Genomic DNA, 19002 nt, shown 5'->3' with positions numbered 1-19002 from the left:
AGTTCAATGCCAGAGTTTTGCTGGCATGATCACTCAAGATTCCGAGAGATCATTCCGGGCAATACCCGAATTGTAACTATTATACATGATATTCATGGACGGAGTTTGAAGAAATACTTACAAATTATTGAAGGACTTTTGTGCATATTTTTATTTACAATTTTCCTCTCAGCATTTATGATAGATCCGACACAACTTTTATACTGGAATTGGGGGGAATGAAATGTGGTACAGGAAAGGATTGACTTGAAGAATCTGTTTGCGGAAATCAGGCGGAAGGGCAGTACCAGCCAGGTATCCAGGGATCTGGATGTATCCATGGGAAACATCAGCGACTGGAAAAACGGAAGGAGCGTGCCGAACGCGGTCTCACTGGTAAAACTGGCGGACTATTTCGGCTGTTCCGTGGATTATCTGCTGGGCCGGACCGAGCACCGGGATATGATATAACGGGCGGACAGCATCATGAAAGAGATAGAGGAGGAAATTATGATTCAATATTACAATGGCAGCATATTTGATTCAAAGGCAGATATTCTGTGTCATCAGGTGAACTGCCAGGGCGCATTCGGCTATGGTATTGCAGGACAGGTAAAGAAGCTGTTTCCAGAAGTGGAGAAAACGTATAAGCGGATAACGAAGCAGTGGATTGAAAAGGAAAACGGGGACACATCCAAGCTGCTGGGACGGGTGTCTGCCCAGCCGGTGGAAAAGGACGGACGCTGGTTTCTGATTGGCAATCTGTACGGACAGGATGATTACGGCAGAAAAAAGATGGTCTATACCGATTATGACGCATTGGAAAAAGCGATGGGAGAAATCCGGAGCTTTTTGGAAGCCAGGGGCAAAAACGAGACAGTGGCATTTCCCTATAAGATAGGATGCGGCAGCGCAGGAGGCGACTGGAATATAGTGGAGGATATTATTAAACGTACATTTGAGGGATATTCAGGTGAGGTGCAAATCTGGAAATACGAAGAATGATGATAGATAATCTTTTGGGGGGAGCCCGGTGCTTCCACAACATGGGGCTGTGGAAGCTGCCGGGCTAGCGTCATTTCTGACCTGATGTGAATATACCATAGTTCAGGATGAATTGCAACGGAAGTCAGTGAAATGTAATGAAGCGTAATGTTTCTTACAAAAAGCTGACTTTTTTTAATGGAATGATTAATTTTTACCATAGGGAAAGCGAAAGATTTTCATGATTTCAATGGAATGATATGGCTGCCAACAGGAATATTCTGGAAAAAGCCTGCATATATTATTAGGCCGGCATTTTTAATGGAAGGTTGAAAAAGGCAGAAAGAAGGTGAATCATGACACATTTAGAGCTGGTGGCGGAAATCGGAAGCGGACCAATGGAAATCGTAAAGCTGTACCTCAAAGGCCTGCTTTCCTTTGCAGAGCTGGAAAATATCCTTGGCAGGGATAAGGCCAGTCTGGTCCATACCTTTGCGGCTGACAGCGGAGCGGGGAAAATCGGTGAATTACTGCTGTCGGGACTGAGGGGTTATATGGTATAATCAAAGGAAAGAAATCAGAGGAGGCCAGCTATGAAAAATGAAAACAACACAGTCATAGGTACTGTATTAGGTGATATAACGAAGATAACCGGAATGGATGCAATCGTCAACGCGGCCAACTCATCCCTCCTTGGAGGAGGAGGGGTGGATGGGGCTATCCACAGGGCCGCGGGAAAGGAACTGCTGCATGAATGCAGGCTGTTGGGCGGCTGCAAGACAGGACAGGCCAAGATTACAAAGGCCTACAACCTGGAATGCCGGTATATTATCCACACCGTGGGTCCTGTGTGGAACGGCGGCACATGCGGGGAGCAGGAGAAGCTTGCCTCCTGCTACAGGAATTCCCTTTTGCTGGCCCTGGAAAATGGAGTGAAGCGGATTGCATTTCCCTCTGTCTCCACCGGTATATACCACTTCCCGGTGGGGCTGGCAGCAGAAACCGCCATAGGAACTGCCAGAGAATTTGCGGCAGAGTATCCGGGTGAACTGGAACAGATTCTGTGGGTTCTCTTTGACGCCAGGACAAAACTGGTGTATGATACAGTTTTGAGGAAACTGTGACTTCCCGTTACAGTCATGTCTCCGGAAGGAGGAGCCATATGGGACAGATGGAACGCTTGATAGTGCTGGTATTCATTGTAGCCGCCCTGCTGTTTGCCGGAATCTGGGACAGGCATCACCGCAGGTAAGCATAATGGCCCGCACAATGACAGAATACGTAAGAAAGAGATGGAATCAGAATGTCAGAAAGAAAATTCGTGATTGTTGACGGCTCATCCCTGCTGTCAACCTGTTACTATGCAGTGTTACCCAGGGAAATCATGTTCGCCAAGACGGACGAGGAAAAGGAAAAGCATTACGGGAAAATCCTCCACGCATCGGACGGGACCTATACCAACGGCATCATGGGGGTGCTGAAGGCCGTGGTTTCCCTGCTGAAAAAGCAGCAGCCGGCCTATGTGGCATTTGTGTTTGACAAGACAAGGGATACCTTCCGCAGGGAGCTGTATCCTGATTATAAGGGGACCAGAAGCAGGACACCGGAGCCACTTAAGCAGCAGTTCGTACTGATGGAGCGGATTCTGGAGGAAGCAGGTTTTAAGGTGCTCTACAGCGACCGGTATGAGGCGGATGACTATGCGGGAAGCCTGGTTTATAAATTCAGGGAGCAGGTGCCCATGGTGGTGATGACCAAGGACCATGATTACCTTCAGCTTGTGAGCGATGAGTATAATGTAAGGGCCTGGATGGTCCAGGCCAGGCAGGAAAAGGCGGAGGAGCTCTGCGACAAGTATTACGGGCTTTACGGCTTGGATAAGGCATCGGTGAACCTGCCGGAAAAGACCTTTGAGTTTACGGCTGAGACGGTGTATTCCGAGGAAGGAGTGTGGCCCAGGCAGATTACGGACCTGAAGGGAATCCAGGGCGATACCTCGGACAATATCCCGGGAGTCCGCGGCGTTGCCAGCGCAGCACCGCTTTTGCTGGGAGAATACGGCACCGTGGAACATATTTATGAGGTGATACATGAGGCGGAGCAGGATAAGAAGCAGCTTAAGGAGCTGCAGGACTTCTGGAAGAACTGCCTGGGAATCAGCCGTTCCCCCTACAAATCTTTGACCAAGACAGGGGAGGAAGGGGAACTGTGCGGGGAAGCCGCAGCCAGGCTGTCTAAGGAGCTGGCCACCATTAAGACCGACATACCCCTGGATTTTGAGCTGGAGGATTTTTCCGCATCCTGCTGCAGGGAGGAAGTGCTTAAGGAGTGGTGCAGGAAACTGGATATTAAGACTGCTTCTGTGTTTGGGAAAAGTTAACAGGTGAACCGCAGCAGCGGGACCGGATCAAGTGTAATCCGGTCCCGCTGTTTTTAGATGGTAAAAGGGCAGAAGAATGCTGCAGATGGGTTATTTGGGGCTTTCGTTGATTTCAAACTTGTTCATATCCCCACGGTAATGGGCATAGGCATAGTCAATTATGGTACCGTCGCTGGTGGTGGAAATATTATTAAAGCAAAGCATGGGACTGCCGGGCTTTACCTCCAGCAGCTTAACATCCTCGGGAGTGGCTGTTTCGGCGGAAACAATGGTTCGGGTATTGTCAATGCAGGTTTCCGGCTGTGACATGAAGAGATTGTACAGTGAAACATCCTTAAAGTCATGGCTCAGCACAAAATGACAGAGGTTGTAGGGAAGATAGTTCTGGATTGTCACCACAGGCGTTGCATCCGCAAAACGCCGTCTGAACAGGGAGATAACCTTGTCATTGGTACCAAGACGCAGAAGTTCCCTGATCCGATCATCCGGTTTCATGACGGACATGTCCAACAGTTCCGTATGCGGGGTCTTGCCCAGCTCCTGGATTTGCTGGTGGAATGGTTCAAAGGACTTGATGAAGCTTGTTTTTTTATTAGGCTCTGTGACAAAGGTGCCTTTGCTGGTTTTCCGCAGCAGGTAACCTTCATTTACCAGCTCGGAGATGGCCTGGCGCACCGTAAAGCGGCTTATGTTGTAGTGGCTCATGATTTCCATTTCAGTGGGAATAGTATCCCCGGTCTTTAAAGTGCCGTTCTCAATATCTGTTTTGATGATATTTTTCAGCTGGTAATAAAGGGGGATGGGCACATCTTTATTTATTTCTTTGGTGAACATGGTCATAATTTAAAATCCTTTCAAGTTAGATACATATGTATGTACAAACAAAACATCAATTATATTGTAAAGCATGTTGTGAAAAATGCAAGGGAAAATTTGAAAAAATAACATTTTATTATAATTTTACCACAACTACTTGACAAATATACATCATTGTGCAATTATATGTATGTACGGACATATGGATGAAGGAGGGGTGGTTTAAAAGGTGGTGCTTAGTTTTGGAATGATGGTGTGCGATACTTTGTTAAGGCCGGTGGACCGGGATGCCTTAAGCAGGGACTGCACCATGATAGAAAAACCGATACAGGCCTGCGGCGGGGACGCTCTCAATACAGCTATCGCATTATCACGTCTGGGCATTCCTGTCACCATGGCGGGACGGGTGGGAGATGACCTGAATGGAAGGTTTGTTCTGGACCAATGCAGGAAGCTGGGAATGGATGTTTCACATGTGGTAACAGACCCGGTCCATGCGACGGCATCCAGTTTTGCACTGATTGAGGAAAATGGAGAGAGGCATTTCCTGTCAGATGTGACGATTTTTGACGAGGTGGATGACAGTGACCTGCCGGAAAAGGCTGTTGAGAATGCGGATATTGTATACATTGGTTCTGCTTGCAGCTTTAACCGGATGAACCAGGGCGGACTTGCCAGAATCCTGAGGCGGGCCAAGGCACATGGCAGGATGACGGTCATGGATGCGGCTATTAACCAGAGGTCTGTCTGCAGCTGCTGGATGGATATGTTTAAGGAGGTTCTGCCCTATACAGATGTTTTTTTCCCAAGCTATGAGGAAGCATCGGCCATAACCGGATGCCGGGAGATACCGGACATCAGCAGCGCCTTTAAGCCCATGGGACTTGCCTATTTTGGAATCAAGCTTGGTTCAAAGGGATGCTATGCCACAGATTTTATCAGGGAGCGGTATATAGAATGCCCGAGAGGGATCAGGGCCGTGGACACCACGGGGGCAGGTGATTCCTTTATGGCCGGGCTGATGGCCGGCCTGGTCAACGGGCTTTCATTTTTTGAAAGTGCTGGATTAGCAGGCTCAGTTGCTTCCCACAGTGTCCAGCATATGGGGGCGGCGGGCGGTATACTGCCCTATGAAGACGAGTTGTACATATACAATCACCATAAAAAACTAAAATAAAAGGAGAAGAAGACTTATGAAATTATCACCGATGAAAGACATTTTGGAGATGGCTGAGGAGAGGAACATTGCCTATGGCGCATATGTGACTGTATCCTATGAAACTGCATTGGCAGCAATTGAGGCAGGTACAGAGTTGGATATTCCGGTCATCTTTATCACAGGTACGGACTGCTGCGATTTGATGGGCGGTTTTGAGGGGACTGTGGATACGGTTAAAAGAGCCATGAAGGCAGCTGACTGCAAAGTTCCTGTTGCGCTTCATCTGGACCACTGCCGTACATATGAGGAATGCGTACAGGCCATACAGGCCGGATATTCCTCCGTCATGATAGATGGCTCATCCCTTCCCTTTGAGGAGAATGTGGCGCTGACCAAAAAGGTGGCTGATTATGCCCACTGCTACGGAATCACGGTGGAAGGGGAATTAGGCAAGCTGGTGGGAGAAGAAGGAAACTTTAAGGTGGAAGGCGACCCTGAATCTGCCCAGACAGATCCGGACCAGGCAAAGGAATTTGTGGAGCGCACAGGCATTGACTGTATCGCTGTCAGCATCGGGACGCAGCACGGCGTATATGTGGCGGCTCCCCATCTGAACATTGAACGGCTTAAAAAGATACATGATGTGGTGGATGTTCCCATTGTGCTTCACGGCGGTTCGGGAACACCTAAGGAGCAGGTACAGGAAGCAATCAGGAACGGAATCAGAAAAATCAATATTGCCACAGATGTATTGATAGCGGTTGCCAATTCCTTTGAGGATATGAAGCAGAAGCCGGACTTTAAGTATAATACAGGCATGTTTGTCAATTCACAGGCCTGCGCAAGGGAGTTTATTAAGGGAAAGATGAGAGAATTTGCACTGATGGATTAATATATCAAAAAGGAGAAGATGACTTATGAAAAAAAGCATGAACAGATTCGTATGTGGGTTGACAGCAGCCGTGATGATGGGTACATTAACAGCCTGCTCCGGCGGTCAGGGGGAGACCAAGCCGGCAGCTCCGGCAGGCAGTGAATCAGCCGGAAATTCAGAGAGTGCCGCCCAGCAGGGAGAGGCCCAGGCAGAGATGAAGGCCACTGTTATCTGGAGGGCCTTTGACGACCAGTTCCAGAGCGGATTCCGCATCATTATGCAGAACGAGGCTGAAAAGTCGGGCGGTATCACCCTGGATATGCAGGACGCGGCAAATGACGTATCCACGGCCAATTCCAAATTAGAGGTGGCCCTGAGCAAAAAGACGGATGTGGTTGCCATATGCGCGCCTGACAGGGAGAGCATTGAGAACATGATGAAGAAATGCGATGCTGACGGCGTGCCGGCTGTATTCTTCAATATGGAGCCGATGGAAGATACCATGAACCGCTACGAAAACATCTGGTATGTAGGCGCCCAGGCCAAACAGTCAGGCGAAATGTGCGCCCAGGCGCTGATTAACTACTGGAATGACAATAAAGATATTGCAGATAAAAACGGGGACGGCAAACTTTCTCTGGTCATTCTTCAGGGAGAAATCGGCCAGCAGGATGTGACACTTCGCACAGATGCGTATAAAGAGACCCTGGAAAAGAACGGAATCGAATATGAGATTCTTGCCTGCGATACCGCCAACTGGGACCAGGCCCAGGCACTGGATAAAATGAATGCGTGGATTACCGCTTACGGAATCGACGGGATTGAAGGTGTCCTCTGCAACAACGACTCCATGGCTATGGGCGCGGTGCAGGCCTGCATCAACAATGGCTATAACTCAGGGGATGCTGAGAAGTTTGTTCCCATCGTGGGAATTGATGCTAATATCGACGCCCTGGAGGCAATGAAGGCAGGTTCCCTTCTGGGCACTGTGCTGAATGACAGGAAGAGCCAGTCTGACGCCATCATCAATGTGATAAAGGCAGTACATGCAGGAACGGAAATCACAGAGGACGTGGTAGGCGTGAACTGTACGGTTGACGGAAAATATGTATGGGTACCGTATGTGATTGTTGATGAAAGCAATTTAAGCGCAACCCTGGAGGACATGCTGGCAGTGGCCCAATCCGAATAAGGAATCTGGAGGATGCAGATGGAAGAATACAGACTGAAGATAGCAAATATGTCTAAATCCTTCCCCGGAGTAAAAGCCCTTGACAATATTAAGCTTGCGGTGAAGCCTGGAAGTGTACATGCATTAATCGGCGAGAACGGGGCCGGCAAATCCACTTTGATGAAGTGTCTGTTCGGCCTGTATCATCCGGACAGCGGTACCATTGAAATTGATGGCCGGGTCATGGATATCAAAGATCCCAATGATGCGCTGAAAAACGGCATTTCCATGATTCACCAGGAGCTGAATCCGGTTCCTTACAGGAATGTGGTGGACAATATATGGGCGGGCAGGTTCCAGACAAAAGGCATTGTGGTGGATGAAAACCAGATGATGGAAAAGACCAGGAACCTGCTTCGGGATTTGGATTTTGATATAGACGTGACAACCTTTGCAAAGAACCTCTCCGTTTCACAGATGCAGGCAATTGAGATAGCAAAGGCTGTCTCATATAATGCAAAAATTATCATTATGGACGAGCCGACCTCCTCACTGACTGTGGCAGAGACACAGCATCTTTTTAAAATCATTGACAAGCTTAGAAAGGAAGGGCGCTCTATTATCTATATATCCCACAAGCTGGAGGAGATATTTGAGATAGCGGACGAGATAACAGTGATGCGGGACGGCCAGTACATAGGCACATGGGATATAAAGGACATTACCATAGACCAGCTGATAGGCCAAATGGTGGGAAGAAAGATGAACGAGCGATTTCCTTTGTGCGAGGACGCAAGAACAGATGAGGTGATGCTGCAGGTAAAGAACTTTACCAGTGCAGACCCGCGATCCTTTAAAAACGTGTCCTTCGACCTTCATAAGGGGGAGATACTGGGCATAGGCGGACTGGTGGGGGCACAGAGGACAGAGCTCATAGAAGCCATATTCGGCCTGCGAAGAATTGTAAGCGGGGAACTGACTGTCAACGGAAAAACAGTGGTCAACCATTCACCCCAGGACGCCATACGCAACGGCTTCGCCCTTCTGACAGAAGAGCGCAGGGCAACGGGAATCATTCCCATGCTGTCAGTCTGGGACAACGCCCTGACGGTTGCCTATAAGAAACTGACAGGCAATGTTTTCGGATACATCCATACGAAAAAACTGTCCCCCAGTGTTGACAAGGTGTGCACGGATCTGGATGTCCGCATGGCCGGGACAAAAACGCTTATCAAGAACCTGTCGGGAGGGAATCAGCAGAAGGTGCTGATTGGCAGATGGCTGCTGGCAAACTGTGATGTCATTATGCTGGACGAACCCACCAGGGGAGTGGATGTGGGCGCTAAATATGAGATATACCGAATCATGCAGGATTTAGTGAAAAAGGGAAAGGCGATCATTATGGTTTCCTCTGAGATGCCGGAGTTGTTGGGAATGTCGGATCGTATCATGATTATGTGCGCCGGAAAGCAGACAGGTATCCTTGGCAAAACGGAGGCTACCCAGGTTGAGGTGATGAAGTACGCCACCCAATTTGAAGATAAAACGAAAGAAGGAGTGTCAGTATGAAAATAAAGGAGTTGACAGCAAAAGACATAAAGAATATCATGATGGATAAAGCTCTTATCATCGTGCTGGTATTCATGATTATAGGAATTATCATAATCGAACCTTCTTTTCTGCAAATAAGAGTATTGACAGACATACTGACCCAGTCTGCCGTTAAAATGATATGTGCATTGGGGCTGATGTTCGCTCTGCTCTTAGGAGGAACAGACCTTTCCGGCGGCCGTCAGGTGGGCCTGGCAGCCGTTATGGTGGCATCCCTGTCCCAGATGGCGGACTATTCCAACAAGTTCTGGCCTGGCCTGCCTGAACTTCCCATTATCATTCCTGTCATCATGACCCTGGTTCTGGTTGCTGTGATAGGAGCTGTCAACGGTTTTATGATTGCAAAGCTAAAGATGGCGCCTTTTATCGCCACATTCGGCATGAGCACCATTGTCTACGGCATTAACTGTCTGTACTTTGCAAAGAAGCCGAACAATTCCCAGCCCATCGGAGGCATAAGGAATGACTTGACTGTGCTCAGCAGCTTTAAGGTATTTGGCCAGATTTCCTTTTTAGTGGTTATCGCCGTCATAGCCATTGTCGGCGTTTGGTTTCTGCTCAACAAGACTGTGTTTGGGAAGAACATTTATATCGTGGGCGGCAATCCGGAAGCGGCCAAGGTATCCGGTATAAATGTCAGCAAGGTGATCATCACTGTATTTATCATCGAATCCATGTTTGTAGGGCTGGCAGGTATCCTGGAAGTGGCCAGGACCGGAGGCGCCAACTCGGCCTATGGAAACGCATATGAATTTGATGCCATATCCTCCTGTGTGGTGGGAGGCGTATCTCTGAGCGGAGGAGTGGGAAAGGTATCCGGCGTCATCATCGGTGTGCTGATATTTACTTTTATCAGCTATGGACTTGCCTACATAGGAGTTAATTCCAACTGGCAGTTGATTGTAAAGGGACTTATCATATGCAGTGCAGTGGCCCTGGATATGAGAAAAAATTCTTAATTAAGGAGGATTAACGTGAAAAAAGTTAAATTGTCGGAAGGGCTGTCATTGTCAGCCGTGGTTCAGGGATTCTGGAGGCTGGACAGCTGGAAATGGTCTGCAGAAGAACTGGCCCGATTCATGAATGAATGTATTGATAGGGGAGTCACCACCTTTGACACGGCGGAAATCTACGGAGGCACGCTCTGTGAGACGCTGATGGGGCAGGCCTTTGAACAGGATCGCGCCATTCGAAACAAAATCCAGCTGGTATCGAAAACCGGTATTTTCAAAGAGGGCGGATTTGGATATTATGACACAAGATACGACAGGGTAAAACAGTCCTGTGAGGAGAGCCTGAAGCGGCTTCATACAGACCATCTGGACCTGTATCTGATTCACCGTGAGGATCCCTGCATTGATTTTGAATCAACTGCAAAGGCACTGACAGAGCTTAAGAAGGAAGGAAAAATAGGGGAAATGGGCGTCTCCAACTTTGACCCTCATAAATTCAACGGTCTTAACAGAGCTGTCAACGGACAGCTGGTAACGAACCAGATTGAGTGGAACCCTGTGTGCTTTGAACATTTTAATTCCGGAATGATGGATGACCTGACTGCGTCCGGAATCCATCCCATGATATGGTCGCCTCTGGCAGGGGGGAGAATGTTTGATCCCAACGACAGCCTGTGCGCTGCGGCTATGAAAACCATAAAAAGGATTGCCAAGAAGCATGACGCAGACCCGTCTGCCATCATATACGCATGGATTATGTATCATCCGGCAGGGGCAGTTCCTATTTCAGGAAGCAACAGGCTGGACAGGCTGGATACGGCCATTAAGGCCCTGGACATCCGTCTGGAGCACTATGAATGGTATGAAATATATAAGGCCAGCGGCCAGCAGGCAATCAGGTAAGGGAAGGGCCGGAGGGACTGTTTTGGGCGGGCAGATACCTGCCTTAACAGTCTTTTACCAGCCGTCCGGCCACATGGACATTGAAGAAATGGACAATGGGGCCCAGGCCGAAGGCTGACACCAGGGTGCCCAGGCCAATGATTCCTCCTGCCAGGAAGCATATGACGGCGCAAACTGCATCCGTGGCTATCCGGTGCCAGAAGTAGGGGATAAGAGGGCGGCTCTTTGCAGTAATCAGGGAAATACTGTCATAAGGCGCAACCCCTGCATTGGGGGTCTGGTACAGGGACACGCCGAAACTGGTGACAATGACGCCGACAAGCACGGTGACCACGCGCAGGAGCATGGTGTCCGGCACAGGAAACAGCAGGGGCCATAAACCATTAAAAAAGGTGACGATATATCCAAGAAGAAATGCATTTACCAGGGTGCCGATTCCTATGAGTCTGCGGCCTGCGGCCAGTTCAAAGATAAAGAGTCCGCCGTTAATGACCAGCAAAAAAGAGGCGTAGCTGAAGCCCAGTATATTGGCCAGGGCCATGACCATACCGCTGAAAGGGTCGTTGCCCAGGCCGGACAGCTTGAATATACTGATTCCCATTCCAAGAAATACATTTCCCATAATCATGATGAGCAGCCGGCGCGCCCCGATTTTTTTGAAGTAGTTCACAGCCATGAAAGAGTACCCTGCCTTTTCTGTTAATCTATTTCTTTATTTCATTATCTGCTTTATTATAGTACCGGAATGGAAAAATGGCAAAGGTTTTGAAAAAACACTTGCCAAAATATGTATCCTGTGATAAAATAATCAGCGTTGTAAGCCGGCGTGTCGGAATGGCAGACGATGCAGACTCAAAATCTGTTGCGGGTAACCGCGTGCGGGTTCAAGTCCCGCTGCCGGCATCTATACGTGTCAGATTGACGGCACATGAGACAAGAAAAGACCCATGCAGAAGTGATTCTGTGTGGGTCTTTTGCGTCCGGCCTTTTTCTGACAGACAAAGGCGGAGGCTTGTTTAAATGGCGGAGGCATAGGTGCCATGGGAGGAAACGGTATATTCCGCAGACAAATTCCGATGTCCCCTGATTTCATCCATCATCTGAAGCGTCTGTATGGAGGATGCAAGCTGACGCTGCCAGCTGCATTTTCCCTTTATGAACGCCATGCAGCGGTCCAGTTCCCTGGCGCGGCAGGCTTCATCGGAAAAGGAAACCAGCTGTTCTTTATCTCCGGACCGGTTTTTATATGTCACTTCCTTTAAATTCCGTAAATCACGTATTAACAGGCTTCCCCTTTCTCCCTCTATCAGGCTTGGTACATGGCTTCCTGATATTTTGGAATAGACTATCTCCACTCGGGCGGTGCCCAGATATCCCCTGACAGTGCCGGCTGCGTCCATTCCATGTTCCGTGAACACCATCTGGGCATCCATCTGTTCCGGTATGCCGAAGAGATGCACAAGGGGATAGAGGCAGTCGGCGCCCTTCTGAAACAATGCGCCTCCCGGCGGAACGCAGGCGGGGGGACGGACAGGAGAAATGCGTAACCCCTCACAGCAGAAGGCATACTCACAGGAATGGAGACGAATCCGCCCAATGGGCCCCAGGCATGTCAGCGCTGTCTTTAATGATGCCATACATGGATTAAATGCAAGGTGGATGTGATCCAACAGCACTGCGCCATGTTCATCGGCTGTCTGTGCCAGCGCCTTCAGGCTGCCGGCATCTGCAGCTCCCATGGTTCCGAACAGGACGTGTTTTCCTGCCTTCAGAAGTTTGCGCACCTGCCGGAAATCCAGACTGCTGTAATCCGGAAGATATATGACGTCTGCTTTCTCCAGAGTGCCTATCCCCAGAGTTCCTATCCCCAGAGTGCCTATCTCCAAAATTCCTTCCTCCAGAGGGCCTTCCTCCAGATACAGGTCCTTACGCCCGGCTGCTGCTTCCAAAAAGGAGCGGCTTTGTTGTGTGGCAGCCATTACAGCCATGGATATCATGGTCATTTCAGCCATGGTCATTCCTCCATTTCCTTGTCTGATTCCTTGTTTACCTTTGGTTGGCTTTATGGTATAACAAAAACAGATGGAATAATACGGATTTTATGGGATTTTTTCTAAAAAGTACAGTTTTTTTGCCATGACGGTCCGGCTATGAAAGAGAAATGGAAGGAGAAAGACCGCATATGAGCAATACCATGATTCTAAAGGATAAAAGCGTTCAGGTCAGCCGTATCAGAAGGTCCTCCAGCTTTGTGATGAAGCGGCCTCATTATCATTCTTACTATGAGATTTATTATCTGTTATCAGGAAAGTGTAAAATGTTCATCAACCAGGACATCTATTACCTGGAACCGGGTGACATGACCATCATTCCGCCTCTTGAGGTCCACAAGGCCCTGTATGAGCCAAGCTGGGAGGCTGAGCGCTTCGGCATCTATTTCTCCAGGGACACGGTCACCTCCTTTTTAAGCCTTTGCGGGAGGGAGGCCTTTGGCCATATCTTTTCACAGCCCAAACGCACCATTCCTTCAGAATTCCGCCCTAAGATAGAGGAACTGCTGGCTCAGATGCAGGATGAGGAAAAGCAGGGCGACAGCTACTGCCAGATACAGCTTTGCAGCCTCCTGCACCAGATTCTGGTGGTATTGGGCCGCTGCCAGGAGGCCCGGAGGGAAGGACACGCGCTGGAGGAGGCAGAGGAGGCCATGGTGCGTGCGGCCAGATATATGAACCAGCATTACCAGGAAGGGGTGACGCTGGGGCAGGTGGCTGCATTTGCCAATATGAGCCCTACCTACTTTTCTAAGAAATTCAAAAGCTCCACCGGCCTTTGCTTCAAGGAGTATCTGAACTACATCCGCGTGCAGAAAGCATCTGATATGCTGCGCAATACAGACCTTTCTGTGACCGGTGTGGCCATGGCCTGCGGGTTCTCGGACGGCAATTATTTCGGGGATGTGTTCCGGCGGCTGACAGGCGTATCTCCCAGGGAATACAGGAAGGGGTAGTCTGTCCGGAACCGGAGGATGGGGGGATGGGAGTCCTAATCTTTCATTGAAAAGTAAGCTGATTTATTGTATGATGTAAGAAGAATTGGATTAAAATGATAGACAGGAGGTGCTGGCTGTGACCTGCAGGGAAGCGGAGCGTCTGGTGATGCCGTATATCAACGGCAGCATTACGGACGAGGAACTGAAAGAATTCTTAAAACACATCGAGACCTGCGAGGAATGCCGGGAAGAGCTGGAGATTTACTTCACAGTGGACGTGGGTATCCGCCAGCTGGACCAGGAAACAGGCACCTATAACATCAAGGGAGCCCTTGAGACAGCTCTGGAGCTGTCCCGGCAGAGGGTGCACACCCTGGGAATCCTGGAAACAGCCCGCTATGCGGTGAACACTCTGTGCTTCTGGGCCGTGCTGGCCGTGCTGGTGCTTCAGTTCAGGATGTGGTGACAGAGACAGAAAGGAACTCATATTAATGGACAAATTGGTTTTGATTGATGGACACAGTATTATGAACCGGGCATTTTACGGGGTACCGGACCTTACGAATTCGGAGGGTCTGCATACCAACGCAGTGTACGGTTTTTTAAATATCATGCTGAAGATATTGGAGGAGGAAAAGGCGGACCACGCAGCCGTTGCTTTTGATTTAAAGGAACCTACCTTCCGGCATGAGATGTATGACGCCTATAAGGGGACGAGAAAGCCCATGCCCCAGGAGCTTCATGAGCAGGTTCCTGTGATGAAGGATGTGCTGAAGGCCATGGGAATTCCTATCATGACCCTTAAGGGGTTTGAGGCGGATGATATACTGGGAACCGTGGCAAAGCGGTGTCAGGCCCAGGGTATCCAGGTATCCGTGGTATCGGGTGACAGGGACCTTCTGCAGCTGGCTGATGAGCACATCAAGATACGGATTCCCAGGACCAGCAGGGGTGTGACCGAGATCAAGGACTATTTCCCGGAGGATGTGCTGCGGGAGTATCAGGTGACGCCGGAGGAATTCATTGATGTGAAGGCCCTTATGGGGGATGCCTCCGACAATATACCGGGGGTGCCTTCCATCGGGGAAAAGACAGCAACCAGCATCATCGCCCAGTACAAATCCATAGAGAACGCCTATGCCCATCTGGAGGAGATTAGGCCCCCCAGGGCTAAGAAGGCTCTGGAGGAGCATTATGACATGGCTCAGATGAGCAGGAAGCTGGCGGCCATCTGTACGGACTGTCCTGTGGAATTTAATTATGAGGACGCCCGGATTGAGGACCTGTATACCCCGGAGGCTTACCAGTATATGAAGCGTCTGGAATTCAAGTCCATCCTGGCCCGTTTTGATAAAACCGCTGCCCAGGAAGCAGCCGCGCCTGATATAAAAACCCATTTTACCCTTGTGAAGGATATAAAGACAGCGGATAAAATATTCAGCAGGGCAGCAGAGGCTGGGCTGGCTGGCTTCCAGCTCATACTTGGCAGGGATGGGGCTTTAAAGGAGACAGCAGAGCAGCTGTCCTTCAGCTTTGACGAGAACGGGGAAGTAAAAGCAGGAAAAAAGGCCAGATCCGGGCTGAATCCCGTGACAGGCCTGGCCCTGTGCCTGGGCGAGGAGGATATTTACTGTCTGGCGGCAGGAGAGCAGATTACCGGCGAGTATCTTCTGGAACAGCTCAGGGCGCTGTGCGGGAGAAATCAGGAACAGGATAACCAGGCACAGAATAGCCAGGGCCAGGATAACCCAGGCGTCAGAGAGCTCTGGGCCCTGGATTTAAAATCCATGCTTGCGTACCTGGAACTTAAGGATACGGATCCTGTGTATGACGCGGGAGTGGCCGGATATCTTTTGAATCCTCTTAAGGATACCTATGCCTACGACGATCTGGCCAGGGATTATCTGGGGCTTACCGTGCCCTCCAGGGCGGACCTGCTGGCCAAGGAGGATCTGGGAGATGCCCTGTGGAGGGGAGAGAAGAATGCCGTAGACTGTGTATGCTACATGGGATATACCGCGTGGAAGGCCGCTGCACCCCTGGCAGGCCAGTTAAAGGATACGGGAATGTACAGCCTGTATACAGATATAGAGATGCCCCTGATTTACAGCCTTTTCCATATGGAGCAGGAGGGCGTGAAGGTGGAACGGACTGAGCTAAAGGAATATGGAGACAGGCTTAAGGTGGGAATTGCCAAGCTGGAACAGGAAATTTACCAGGAGACAGGGCATGAATTCAATATCAATTCCCCCAAGCAGCTGGGGGAGATTCTCTTTGAACAGATGGAGCTTCCGGGAGGCAAAAAGACAAAGACCGGTTATTCCACGGCAGCGGATGTACTGGAAAAGCTGGCGCCTGATTATCCGGTGGTCCAGAAAATCCTGGACTACCGCCAGCTGACAAAGCTGAATTCCACCTATGCGGAAGGCCTGGCAGCCTACATTGGTGAGGACGGAAGGATTCACGGCAAATTCAACCAGACCATTACGGCCACGGGGCGTATCAGCAGCACGGAGCCAAACCTTCAGAATATCCCTGTGCGCATGGCCCTGGGCAGGGAAATACGCAAGGTATTTGTTCCAAAGGAAGGCTGTGTGTTCGTGGACGCGGATTATTCCCAGATTGAACTGCGCATCCTGGCGCACATGTCAGGGGATGAGAGGCTGATCGAAGCATATCGTTCCGCCCAGGACATCCATGCCATCACCGCTTCCCAGGTATTCCATGTACCCCTTGATGAAGTGACTCCCCTCCAGCGCCGCAACGCAAAGGCGGTGAACTTTGGAATCGTATACGGCATCAGCGCCTTTGGACTCAGCGAAGGACTCAGCATCTCCCGCAAGGAGGCGGTGGAGTATATTGACAAATATTTTGAGACCTATCCGGGGGTTAAGACATTCCTGGACGGACTGGTCAAGCAAGGCAAGGAACAGGGCTACGTGACGACCCTGTACGGCAGGAGGCGGCCCATTCCTGAGCTTAAGTCCGCCAACTTTATGCAGCGTCAGTTCGGAGAGCGCGTGGCCATGAACTCACCGATTCAGGGAACCGCAGCAGACGTCATGAAGATAGCCATGATTGCAGTGGACAGGGAGCTGAAAAAGCGCGGCCTGAAATCCAGAATCGTCCTTCAGATTCACGATGAGCTTCTGATTGAGACGGCCCGGGATGAGATTGAGGCGGTTAAGGAGATTCTGACCGACAAGATGAAGCATGCCGCGGATTTAAGGGTTTCACTGGAAGTGGAGGCGGAAGTGGGAAAATCCTGGTTTGACGCCAAGTAGGAAAGTTAGGAAGAGATCAAAGCACAAAGCACGGAAAATAAAGACATCAAAAGGGGCAGCGGCAGGATATGGAAAATATAAGAAATGCATTCCCCGCAGGCGGTAAGTTCATATTGGGAATCACAGGCGGCGTGGGGTCCGGCAAGAGCCGGGTGCTGGAGATACTGAAGGAGGAGTATGGCTTCCGTGTCATCCAGGCGGATCAGGTGGCAAAGGATTTGATGCAGCCAGGGCAGGAGAGCTACCGGGCTGTGGTGGACTTCCTGGGGCCGTCCATACTGAATGAGGACGGAACCATCAACCGTCCTGCCATGGCCCAGGTAATCTTTGGCTGCCCTGATAAACGCGTCCAGGTGGACCGCCTGACTCATCCCCTGGTATGGAATACGGCCTTTGGGGAGGCGCTTGCCTGCCCTGAACCTCTGGTGGTCATAGAGGCGGCCATTCCCTCAAAAGAATTCCGTGACAACTGCGGGGAAATGTGGTATGTTTATACATCGAGGGAGAACCGCATGGAGCGTCTCAGAGAGAGCCGCGGTTACACACAGGAGAAAACGGAAAGCATTATGGACAGCCAGGCGCCGGAGGCCGGATTCAGGGAGTTTTCTGATGCGGTTATCGATAACAACGGCTCTGTGGAGGACACAAGAAAACAGATCCGCAGACTCCTGAAGAACAAAATCAGAATGCAATAAATAAGACAAAAGGACTGTAAAACATGAGAATGGTAAGTATTGCCAGCGGAAGCAGCGGCAACTGTATTTACATAGGTTCTGACAGCACCCACCTGCTGGTGGATGCGGGGATCAGCAACAAGCGGATTCAGCAGGGGTTAAATGAGATAGGACTTACGGGAAACGATGTAAACGGGATTCTCATTACCCATGAGCATTCGGACCACATCAAGGGACTGGGAGTGCTGTCGCGCAAGTATGAGATTCCCATTTACGGGACCCGGGAAACCCTGGATGAGATTGCGGCCGCAGGCAGCCTGGGCAAATTTGATAAAGGGCTTCTGACTCCGGTATGCCCGGATTTAGATTTCATGGTAGGCGATTTGACCGTGAAGCCCTTTAAGATTGACCACGACGCAGCGAATCCGGTGGCATACCGCGTACAAAACGGGGAGAAGTCCGTGGCTGTGGCCACGGATATGGGACATTTTGACCAGTATATCATAGACCATCTTCAGGGGCTGGACGCCCTGCTCCTGGAATCCAACCACGATGTCAGGATGCTGGAGACAGGACCTTATCCCTATTACCTGAAACGAAGGATCTTAGGGGACCACGGCCATCTGTCCAATGAAAATGCGGGCAGGCTTTTAAACTGCGTCCTTCACGACAGACTGAAAAAAATTCTTTTGGGACATCTCAGCAAGGAGAACAATTACGAGGAGCTGGCCTACGAGACCGTACGGCTGGAGATTGACGAGGGAGACTGCCCTTACGGAGCTTCTGACTTTTCCATTTCCGTGGCCAGCAGGGACTGCATGAGTGAAATCATATATCTGTAAAACGTATGGATATCCGTTCACCGGATTTCAATAAAACAAAAGCGTGAGGAGAATGAAGATGAATAAGGCAATCATTACAGTAGTAGGGAAAGACAGGGTAGGAATCATTGCAGGCGTATGTACATACCTGGCTGAGAACCAGATTAATATACTGGATATCACCCAGACCATTGTAAAGGGATTTTTCAACATGATGATGGTTGTGGACGTGGAGAACATAACCAAGTCCTTTGGCGAAGTAGCCCAGGAACTGGAACAGGTCGGAGAGGAAATCGGTGTGAGCGTGAAGATTCAGCGGGAAGAAATTTTCCTGAAGATGCACCGTATCTAACGGCATCCCCAGAGGATAGGGCGGGCCTGTAATTTCAGAAGAAAGGGACGAA

Annotated in this window: 20 protein-coding genes and 1 tRNA gene; 18 read left to right on the top strand and 3 right to left on the bottom strand. The window is 49.9% G+C overall.

Features of this window, described 5'->3' with window-relative positions; translation table 11 throughout:
* The first annotated feature begins 225 nt into the window (after positions 1-225).
* The 5 genes from LI015_RS19905 to LI015_RS19885 all read left to right on the top strand — a co-directional run bounded on the left by LI015_RS19905 (position 226) and on the right by LI015_RS19885 (position 3343).
* Positions 226-450 (top strand): helix-turn-helix domain-containing protein, encoded by a 225-nt coding sequence (locus tag LI015_RS19905; protein WP_002564354.1) that lies wholly within the window; start codon positions 226-228, stop codon positions 448-450.
* 39 nt (positions 451-489) lie between these two features.
* Positions 490-984 (top strand): macro domain-containing protein, encoded by a 495-nt coding sequence (locus tag LI015_RS19900; RefSeq protein WP_002564353.1) that lies wholly within the window; start codon positions 490-492, stop codon positions 982-984.
* Between the two features lie 335 nt (positions 985-1319).
* On the top strand, positions 1320-1526 hold the full coding sequence (locus LI015_RS19895; protein WP_002564352.1) for a hypothetical protein: 207 nt from the start codon (positions 1320-1322) through the stop codon (positions 1524-1526).
* A 30-nt stretch (positions 1527-1556) separates the two neighbouring features.
* Complete coding sequence (locus LI015_RS19890; RefSeq protein WP_002564351.1) at positions 1557-2087, top strand: O-acetyl-ADP-ribose deacetylase; 531 nt, start codon at positions 1557-1559, stop codon at positions 2085-2087.
* 179 nt (positions 2088-2266) lie between these two features.
* On the top strand, positions 2267-3343 hold the full coding sequence (locus LI015_RS19885) for a 5'-3' exonuclease (RefSeq protein ID WP_002564350.1): 1077 nt from the start codon (positions 2267-2269) through the stop codon (positions 3341-3343).
* Positions 3344-3433: 90 nt separating this feature from the next.
* On the opposite strand, the gene LI015_RS19880 is transcribed toward LI015_RS19885, so the two are convergent.
* Complete coding sequence (locus LI015_RS19880) at positions 3434-4183, bottom strand: GntR family transcriptional regulator (RefSeq protein ID WP_227126163.1); 750 nt, start codon at positions 4181-4183, stop codon at positions 3434-3436.
* Between the two features lie 205 nt (positions 4184-4388).
* Here LI015_RS19880 and LI015_RS19875 point away from each other — a divergent pair, with 205 nt between their 5' ends.
* The 6 genes from LI015_RS19875 to LI015_RS19850 are packed head-to-tail and all read left to right on the top strand — an operon-like array spanning position 4389 to position 10830.
* Positions 4389-5336, top strand: coding sequence for a carbohydrate kinase family protein (locus tag LI015_RS19875; protein WP_227126161.1), 948 nt, complete (start codon positions 4389-4391; stop codon positions 5334-5336).
* A gap of 16 nt (positions 5337-5352) precedes the next feature.
* A complete protein-coding gene (locus LI015_RS19870; RefSeq protein WP_002564347.1) occupies positions 5353-6210 on the top strand; it encodes a class II fructose-bisphosphate aldolase in 858 nt (285 codons plus the stop codon).
* 25 nt (positions 6211-6235) lie between these two features.
* Entirely contained in the window at positions 6236-7384 is a 1149-nt protein-coding gene (locus LI015_RS19865) for a galactose ABC transporter substrate-binding protein (RefSeq protein WP_002573160.1), read from the top strand.
* 18 nt (positions 7385-7402) lie between these two features.
* A complete protein-coding gene (locus LI015_RS19860; RefSeq protein ID WP_002573159.1) occupies positions 7403-8932 on the top strand; it encodes a sugar ABC transporter ATP-binding protein in 1530 nt (509 codons plus the stop codon).
* The gene (locus LI015_RS19855) at positions 8929-9933 is read left to right on the top strand and encodes an ABC transporter permease subunit (RefSeq protein WP_195633605.1); all 1005 of its coding nucleotides are present in this window, start codon (positions 8929-8931) and stop codon (positions 9931-9933) included. The genes LI015_RS19860 and LI015_RS19855 overlap by 4 nt, the downstream gene beginning before the upstream one ends.
* 15 nt (positions 9934-9948) lie before the next feature.
* A complete protein-coding gene (locus tag LI015_RS19850) occupies positions 9949-10830 on the top strand; it encodes an aldo/keto reductase (protein ID WP_227126159.1) in 882 nt (293 codons plus the stop codon).
* Positions 10831-10873: 43 nt separating this feature from the next.
* Here the strand turns inward: LI015_RS19850 and LI015_RS19845 are convergent, their stop codons facing one another.
* A complete protein-coding gene (locus LI015_RS19845; RefSeq protein WP_118019543.1) occupies positions 10874-11506 on the bottom strand; it encodes a YczE/YyaS/YitT family protein in 633 nt (210 codons plus the stop codon).
* Between the two features lie 144 nt (positions 11507-11650).
* Between LI015_RS19845 and LI015_RS19840 the strand changes: the two genes are divergently transcribed.
* A tRNA-Leu gene (locus LI015_RS19840) sits at positions 11651-11733 on the top strand.
* 113 nt (positions 11734-11846) lie between these two features.
* Here LI015_RS19840 and LI015_RS19835 read toward each other — a convergent pair.
* Positions 11847-12842 (bottom strand): hypothetical protein, encoded by a 996-nt coding sequence (locus tag LI015_RS19835; RefSeq protein WP_227126157.1) that lies wholly within the window; start codon positions 12840-12842, stop codon positions 11847-11849.
* Between the two features lie 170 nt (positions 12843-13012).
* On the opposite strand from LI015_RS19835, the gene LI015_RS19830 reads away from it, so the two are divergent.
* The 6 genes from LI015_RS19830 (at position 13013) to LI015_RS19805 (ending at position 18950) form a co-directional block, all read left to right on the top strand.
* Positions 13013-13837, top strand: coding sequence for an AraC family transcriptional regulator (locus LI015_RS19830; RefSeq protein ID WP_002564340.1), 825 nt, complete (start codon positions 13013-13015; stop codon positions 13835-13837).
* 118 nt (positions 13838-13955) lie between these two features.
* Positions 13956-14285, top strand: coding sequence for an anti-sigma factor family protein (locus tag LI015_RS19825; protein WP_002564339.1), 330 nt, complete (start codon positions 13956-13958; stop codon positions 14283-14285).
* Between the two features lie 25 nt (positions 14286-14310).
* Positions 14311-17103: a DNA polymerase I gene (polA, locus tag LI015_RS19820; protein ID WP_227126155.1), complete on the top strand. Its 2793-nt coding sequence runs from the start codon at positions 14311-14313 to the stop codon at positions 17101-17103.
* A gap of 68 nt (positions 17104-17171) precedes the next feature.
* Positions 17172-17798, top strand: a complete 627-nt coding sequence (coaE, locus tag LI015_RS19815; RefSeq protein ID WP_002564337.1) for a dephospho-CoA kinase — start codon at positions 17172-17174, stop codon at positions 17796-17798.
* Positions 17799-17821: 23 nt separating this feature from the next.
* Positions 17822-18619 carry an MBL fold metallo-hydrolase gene (locus tag LI015_RS19810; RefSeq protein WP_002564336.1) on the top strand — a complete coding sequence of 266 codons (798 nt, stop codon included), beginning with the start codon at positions 17822-17824 and terminating at the stop codon, positions 18617-18619.
* Positions 18620-18677: 58 nt separating this feature from the next.
* Entirely contained in the window at positions 18678-18950 is a 273-nt protein-coding gene (locus tag LI015_RS19805) for an ACT domain-containing protein (RefSeq protein WP_002564335.1), read from the top strand.
* The last annotated feature ends 52 nt before the right edge of the window (positions 18951-19002 follow it).

Origin of the sequence: Enterocloster sp. 210928-DFI.2.20, from assembly GCF_020554465.1 — a bacterium.
In the GTDB taxonomy this organism is placed as follows: domain Bacteria; phylum Bacillota; class Clostridia; order Lachnospirales; family Lachnospiraceae; genus Enterocloster; species Enterocloster bolteae.
This window is presented reverse-complemented; position numbering and strand designations above follow the sequence as displayed.